The sequence below is a fragment of the Micromonospora sp. NPDC007271 genome (genome assembly GCF_040634005.1).
GTDB lineage: Bacteria > Actinomycetota > Actinomycetes > Mycobacteriales > Micromonosporaceae > Micromonospora.
On record NZ_JBEYER010000182.1, the window covers coordinates 1 to 6,171 of the forward strand.

A 6,171-nucleotide genomic window follows, 5' to 3' on the forward strand; every position below is an offset into this window, starting at 1 on the left:
GCGCCACCAGCCGGGCCCGCCAGGCGCCGAACGCGAGCACCAGGAGGCCGACCAGCCAGCCGAGCAGCCACACCGCGAACGAGGCCATCACGAACGGGTCGCCGTCGATGGCCTCGGTGACCGGTCGAGCGGCGTCGGCGTCGACACCGCCGCCGGCGAGCGCCCCGAAGAAGGCGTTGTACTGCCACAGGTGGACGGTGGAGAAATAGAGCCCGAGCAGGGCGGTGGCACCGCCGATGGTGGCCGCCACCGGCTTGCGCCGGCCCAGAACGGTGGCGAGCCCGAGCGTCGCCGGCAGCAGCAGCAGATGGGCCAGCGCGAACAGGACGGTCTCCACCCGCCACGCGCCCAGGTTCCCGGCGGCCACTGTCACGTTGCCAGCGGTCTCCGACACGTCGTCCGGAAACATCACCCAGTAGAAGGCGTTCGCGACGCCGTAGAGTACGCCGCCCGTGAGCAGGGCGCCCGCCGTGAGCCGGCCCATCCGCCGCCCGGTCTGGTCAGCCATCAGAAATCTCCCTTCGAAAGTCGTGGGAGGGACGCTAGGAGCCGCACCCGGGCCAGGTCGTCGGCCGCGAAGTTGATCCGTGGGTGGAGTCCCCGCCGCCGCCGCTACACCCGTGGGTGGACGCGCGACCCGGTCCGCCGTCGCTACCCTTCGGCGCATGTCAGCCGCCCTCGACGTCCGGATCCGGTGGCGCAAGGCGGCCACCGCGCTCGCCGGTACCGCGCTGTTCGCGTTCGGCCTGGCCGAGCTGTACGTTCCGCTGGCGGGTTACGTCGAGGGGGAGGGGCCGGACCTCGCCGCGCTTCCCGCCGGCTGGCTCGCCGTGCTCACCGTGCTGCTGGTGGGCTACGGCCTGGCGGTGGCCGGCTGCACGTCGTATCCCCGGACGGCCGCCCTCCTGGCCGGCGCCTGCTTCACGGCGCAGAGCTTCACGCCCGTGCTGCCGGAGTGGCCGGTCGTGCCGCTCGTGGCGCTGCTCGCCGCCGCCTTCGGCTGTGTCGCCGTGGGCGGCCGGGCCGCGCCGACCGTCGCCGCGGTCGGCTACTTCGTTCCGCTCGGGATCGAGAACGCGATGGCGGGCGACTCCGACTGGGTGTTCATCCTGTTCGTCGGGCTCGCCGTGCTGGGCCCCGGCTACGCCGTGCGGATGCGGCGGGCGCAGGCGGCACGGCTGGTCGCCCTGGCTGCCGAGCGGGAGGCGGCCGCCCGGACGGACGAGCGGCTGCGGGTGGCCCGGGAACTGCACGACATCGTCTCGCACGGGGTGTCGGTCATGGTGCTGCAGGCGGGAGCGGCGCAGGCCGTGCTCGACTCGGACGCGGGCCAGGCCCGCGCGTCACTCGACGCGGTGCAGGACGTCGGACGCGAGGTGGTCACCGAGCTGCGCCGGCTCCTCGTCATCCTCCGCGGCACCGAGGCGGCTCCGGAGGGGTTGCCGTCGCTGCGGCGGATCGACCCGTTGGCCGCCGGCGTACGCCTCGCGGGCGGGCAGGTCGACGTGACCGTGACGGGTGACCTCGCCGCGGTCCCCGCCGCCGCCGACGTCAGCGGCTACCGGATTCTCCAGGAGTCGTTGACCAATGCTGCCCGGCATGCGCCGGGCGCGACGGTCCGGGTCTCGATCGAGGTGGCCGGCGATGCCCTCCGGCTGCACGTCGTTGACGACGGCACGGGCTCGGCCCGGCGGAGCGCCGGCACCGGGCACGGCCTGACGGGTATCCGGGAGCGGGTGGAGCTGTTCGGCGGCACGGTCAGCGCGGGCCCGCGGGGGGAGGGCGGCTTCGAGGTACGGGTGGAGTTGCCCTTCGACGCCGAGGCGTCCGCCGCCGGGCTCTCCCCGACGGGGGTCACCGGATGATCCGGGTCCTCATCGCCGACGACGAGGCGTTGGTGCGGGGCGGCCTCCGGCTGATCCTCTCCGCGCAGCCCGACCTCGAGGTCGTCGCCGACGCGGCCGACGGCGAGGAAGCCGTGCAACTCGCGAACCGGTTCGCACCCGACGTGGTGTTGATGGACATCCACATGGCGCCCACGGACGGGATCGCCGCGACCGAGCGGATCCTGGCCGCGCGCAGCGCGACCCGCGTCATCATGCTGACCACCTTCGACCTCGACGAGTACGTCTACCGGGCGTTGCGCGCCGGCGCCTCCGGTTTCATGCTCAAGACCACTCCACCCCGGGAACTGGCCGAGGCGGTGCGGACGGCGGCCCGCGGCGACGCCCTGCTCTCCCCGTCGATCACCCGTCGCCTGATCGACCACTACACCGCGACGGCGTCCGTGGCTGGCCACCCGAGCCTGGCGGAGCTGACCGCCCGAGAGACCGAGGTGCTGCGGATGATGGCTCTCGGCCTGTCCAACCGCGAGATCGCCGGCCAGCTCTTCGTCGGCGAGGCGACCGTGAAGACGCACGTGAACCGCATCTTCGCCAAGCTCGGCGTGCGGGACCGGGTGCAGGCGGTCGTGCTGGCGTACCAGAGCGGCGTGGCGCAGCTCCGGCGGTAGCGGACGGGGTCAGCCGATCAGGGGGCGGAAGGTGCCGAGGACGATGCTGACCGTCAGCGCCGCGCCGGCCAGCACCGCTGCGCCGACCACCAGCAGGCCGTCCGCCCGGGTGAACCGCTGCCGCCGGGCGAGCGTACGCGGCGTCCCCGCGTCGAAGCCGCGCGCGTCCATCGCGACCGCCAGCCGGGTGCCCCGCCGGATCGCCCCGACCAGCAGGGCGAACGCGGTCGACCCGAAGAGCCGCAGCTGGGCGAGCGGATTCCGGCCGGCGTCCACGCCCCGGGCCCGCCGGGCCATGCTGATCATCCGCCACTCCTGTTCCAGCAGGGGCACCAGCCGGAACGCGGCCAGCGCGCCGATGGCGAACCGGGCCGGCGCCTTCGCGTTCTGGATCAGCGCGTCGGCCAGGTCGGTGGCGTCGGTGGTGGCGAAGACGACGATCCCGGGCAGCGCCACCGCGAGCATGCGCAGCACCAGCCCCAGCGCGGTGACCAGGACTCCCTCGGTGACCAGGACCGGGCCGGCCTCGACCAGCACCCGCCCGGAGCGGTCGGCGGCGAAGAGCACCAGGGTGACCAGGATGCCGCCGGCGCTGGCCAGCAACGGCCAGGCCCGCCGGGCCAGTACCCGGTAGCGGACGCCGAACAGCGGCAGCAGCGCCAGCTCGATCGCGATGGCGATTGCCGGGGCCACCGGGTCCAGGGTGGCGATCAGGATGAAGGAGAAGAGCAGCGCGGCGGCCAGCTTCGCCACGGGATTGCGCCGGGCCAGCGGTGCCCCGGGCGCGGCGACGGGCTCCACCCCGATCACGGCCGGTCCCCGGCGCCGAGGCGCGTGAGGGTCACCGTGCGGTCGGCCAGCGCGGCGACGAAGTCCGGGTCGTGGGTGACCGCCACGATGCCGTGGCCGGCGCCGCGCAGCTCGGCGAGCAGGTCGATCAGCTCCAGCCAGGTCCGCCGGTCCTGGCCGAAGGTGGGCTCGTCGCAGATCACCAGGCGGGGCGCGGTGGCCAGGGCGGTCGCCACGCTCAGCCGCCGAGCCTCCCCGCCCGAGAGCGTGTACGGGTTCGCCGCGGCCAACCGGGCCAGCCGGAGCCGCTCCAGCAGCCGCTCCACGATGGACCGGACCGCCGCCTCGGGCTGGCCCGTCCGGCGTGGACCGAGCGCCAGCTCGTCGAAGACGGTGCCGGTGACGAACTGGTGCTCCGGGTCCTGGAAGACGGAACCGATCCGCCGGGCCAGGGCCGGTGCCCGCCAGCGGTGCGGGGGAGTGCCGGCGTCCCGGCCGGCCAGCTCGGCGGTGGCGGTGACCGCACCGGTGCCGGGGCGCAGCAGGCCGCCCAGGAGCAGCGCCAGCGTGGACTTGCCGGCGCCGTTCGGGCCGAGGACGGCGAGCGCCTCGCCGGCGCGTACCCGAAGGTCGGTGGGGGCCAACCGGGGCGGCAGGCCGAGCCGGTCGGCGGTGATCAGCGGCGCTCCGGCCGGCGTGGTCGCGTGCCGGGGCGGCACGCTCCGGCCGGGCACCCAGACCCCGGCGTCGGCGAGCGCGTCGCCGTGCGCGGCGAAGACCGCCGCTGGCGGGCCGTCGGCGCGCACCCCGCCGCCCGGTTCGAGGACGACCACCCGGTCGACGAGCGGCAGCGCCTCGGCGACCCGGTGCTCGACCAGGATCAGCGTGGTGTCGGCGTCGAGGGCGTCCCGGACGGCCTGCCGGACCAGCGTGGCGCCGGCCGGGTCGAGGTTGGCGGTCGGCTCGTCGAGCAGCAGCAGCCCGGGCCGCAGGGCGAGCGCCCCGGCCAGGGCGAGCCGTTGCTGCTCGCCGCCGGAGAGCGCCGCGGTGGGCCGGTCCCGGTGGTACGGGAAGCCGACCCGGCGCAGCGCCTCGTCCACCCGGGGCCAGATCTCCTCGCCGGGTACGCCCCGGTTCTCCAGCCCGAACGCGACGTCGTCGCCGCAGCGGGCCATCACCAGCTGGGTCTCCGGGTCCTGGAAGACGACGCCGACCCGTTCCCGGGCCTTGCGCGGGTCGAGCCCGTCGATCTCGATGGTGCCCTCCTGCTCACCGGAGTCCTCCGGCAGCAGCCCGGCGAGCGCCGCCAACAGCGTGCTCTTCCCCGCCCCGGACGCCCCGAGCAGCAGCACCCGCTCCCCGGCCTCGACGCGCAGGTCCACCCCCCGCACCGCCCAGCCCTTTCGCCCGGCATGCCGCCACCCGAACCCCCGCACCACCACCGCACTCACCGCGCCCCCTTTCCGGCCCCACGTTGGTTGATCAAGGAGTTTGCGTCAGGAAAACCGCTTCGGCCGACGCAAACTCCTTGATCAACGCGGTCGGCGGCGGGCGGTCAGATGGCGGTGCGTTCGCGGCCGGCGGGGAAGCGGTCCAGGACGCCGCTGCCGGCGAGGGCGCGGGTCAGGAAGAAGCCGCCCACGCCGGCAACCACGGCGGCGCTGACGATCGTGAGAGCCGCGTAGGGGATGCGGTAGGTGGTCAGGTCGTAGGCGGGATTCCAGACGAAGAAGTCGAAAAGGGCAGCGCTGAGGCCGGTCAGCGCTCCGGCGAGCACGGAGGTCGGCAGCCGGAACGAGCGGTAACGGAAGGCGGCGAAGGCCACCTCGGCACCGAGCCCCTGGATCAGCCCCTGGACGACGGTGACCCCACCCCATTCGGCGCCGAGCAGGGCGGAGATCGTCGCGGCGACGGCCTCGCAGAACAGCGCCGCACCCGGCTTACGGATGACCAGACCCCCGAGCACGGCCGGGACCAGCCATACGCCGTACATGATCGCCTGCGCCGCGGGCGTGGCGGCGAAGAGCGGGTCGGCGGCCCGCCAGACCAGCCCCCAGGCCCAGAAGATGACACCGAAGGCCACGGCGATCACGGCCGCGACGACGATGTCGATGGTGCGCCACCGGTTGGTGGTCGGTTGAGTCATGTTTGCTCCCAGTCCTGTGACACGAACCAGGAGAAGACGCACGCCGCGTCCGGATGCCCGGACGGCGGCGCGGCTGGAGGTCGACCGAACTCCCTGCGCTGGCATTACCCAGATCAGGTTCGAGGGTCTGCGGGCACCGGCCCGCACTCTCAGCGCTGTGCGCTCCCCTGTCGGATGTGAAGTTGTCTCCGGCAGACGCTAGCATCGCCGTCCACCCCTGGGCCAGCAGGGTGATCGACCCCGGCCCGGGTGGGTAGGCTGCCGAATCATGCGGGTCGACGCGCGAGGTCTGACGTTCGAGGTACGCACGGGCGGCCCGGCGGACGGCGTACCCGTCCTGCTGTTGCACGGCTTCCCGCAACACAGCGCCGAGTGGGACGACGTGGTGCCCGCGCTGCACGCGGCCGGCCTGCGCACGTACGCGCTCGACCAGCGCGGCTACTCACCGGGCGCACGGCCGGGGGCGGTCGAGGCGTACCGGCTTCCGGAGCTGGTGGCGGACGCGGCCGGCGTGCTCGACGCGCTCGACGTGCAGGACGCGCACCTGGTCGGGCACGACTGGGGCGCGATCGTGGCGTGGGGCCTGGCGGCGGCGCACCCGGAGCGGGTCCGCACCCTGACCGCGGTCTCGGTGCCGCACCCGGCGGCGATGGCGCACGCGCTCGCCACCGACCGGCGGCAACAGGCCCGCTCCGCCTACATCGGACTGTTCCGCAAGCCCGGC

7 protein-coding genes and 1 riboswitch are annotated in these 6,171 nt (G+C 74.5%); of the genes, 3 read left to right on the forward strand and 4 right to left on the reverse strand.

The window, feature by feature from the left end:
* The coding region (locus ABZ570_RS33340; RefSeq protein ID WP_358072070.1) for a hypothetical protein at positions 1-508 on the reverse strand (508 nt) is incomplete at its 3' end.
* A 157-nt stretch (positions 509-665) separates the two neighbouring features.
* Between ABZ570_RS33340 and ABZ570_RS33345 the strand changes: the two genes are divergently transcribed.
* Together ABZ570_RS33345 and ABZ570_RS33350 are read left to right on the forward strand one after the other, a co-directional pair.
* Complete coding sequence (locus tag ABZ570_RS33345) at positions 666-1,865, forward strand: sensor histidine kinase (RefSeq protein ID WP_358072072.1); 1,200 nt, start codon at positions 666-668, stop codon at positions 1,863-1,865.
* Entirely contained in the window at positions 1,862-2,512 is a 651-nt protein-coding gene (locus ABZ570_RS33350; RefSeq protein WP_358072074.1) for a response regulator transcription factor, read from the forward strand. Before ABZ570_RS33345 ends, ABZ570_RS33350 begins: the two co-directional genes overlap by 4 nt.
* Before the next feature lie 9 nt (positions 2,513-2,521).
* On the opposite strand, the gene ABZ570_RS33355 is transcribed toward ABZ570_RS33350, so the two are convergent.
* The 3 genes from ABZ570_RS33355 to ABZ570_RS33365 form a co-directional block, all read right to left on the reverse strand.
* On the reverse strand, positions 2,522-3,322 hold the full coding sequence (locus tag ABZ570_RS33355) for an energy-coupling factor transporter transmembrane component T (protein WP_358072076.1): 801 nt from the start codon (positions 3,320-3,322) through the stop codon (positions 2,522-2,524).
* A complete protein-coding gene (locus tag ABZ570_RS33360) occupies positions 3,319-4,752 on the reverse strand; it encodes an ABC transporter ATP-binding protein (RefSeq protein WP_358072077.1) in 1,434 nt (477 codons plus the stop codon). The genes ABZ570_RS33355 and ABZ570_RS33360 overlap by 4 nt, the downstream gene beginning before the upstream one ends.
* Positions 4,753-4,856: 104 nt before the next feature.
* Positions 4,857-5,447 carry an ECF transporter S component gene (locus ABZ570_RS33365; protein ID WP_358072079.1) on the reverse strand — a complete coding sequence of 197 codons (591 nt, stop codon included), beginning with the start codon at positions 5,445-5,447 and terminating at the stop codon, positions 4,857-4,859.
* Positions 5,448-5,519: 72 nt separating this feature from the next.
* Positions 5,520-5,626: riboswitch (TPP riboswitch) on the reverse strand.
* An 89-nt stretch (positions 5,627-5,715) separates the two neighbouring features.
* Here ABZ570_RS33365 and ABZ570_RS33370 point away from each other — a divergent pair.
* Positions 5,716-6,171, forward strand: a 456-nt coding sequence (locus ABZ570_RS33370) for an alpha/beta fold hydrolase (RefSeq protein WP_358072081.1), incomplete at its 3' end; no start/stop codon positions are given.

Coding starts and splice junctions, on each gene's coding strand:
- ABZ570_RS33345 (WP_358072072.1), top strand. CDS start 666: ATGTCAGCCGCCCTCGACGTCCGGATCCGGTGGCGCAAGGCGGCCACC.
- ABZ570_RS33350 (WP_358072074.1), top strand. CDS start 1,862: ATGATCCGGGTCCTCATCGCCGACGACGAGGCGTTGGTGCGGGGCGGC.
- ABZ570_RS33365 (WP_358072079.1), bottom strand. CDS start 5,447: ATGACTCAACCGACCACCAACCGGTGGCGCACCATCGACATCGTCGTC.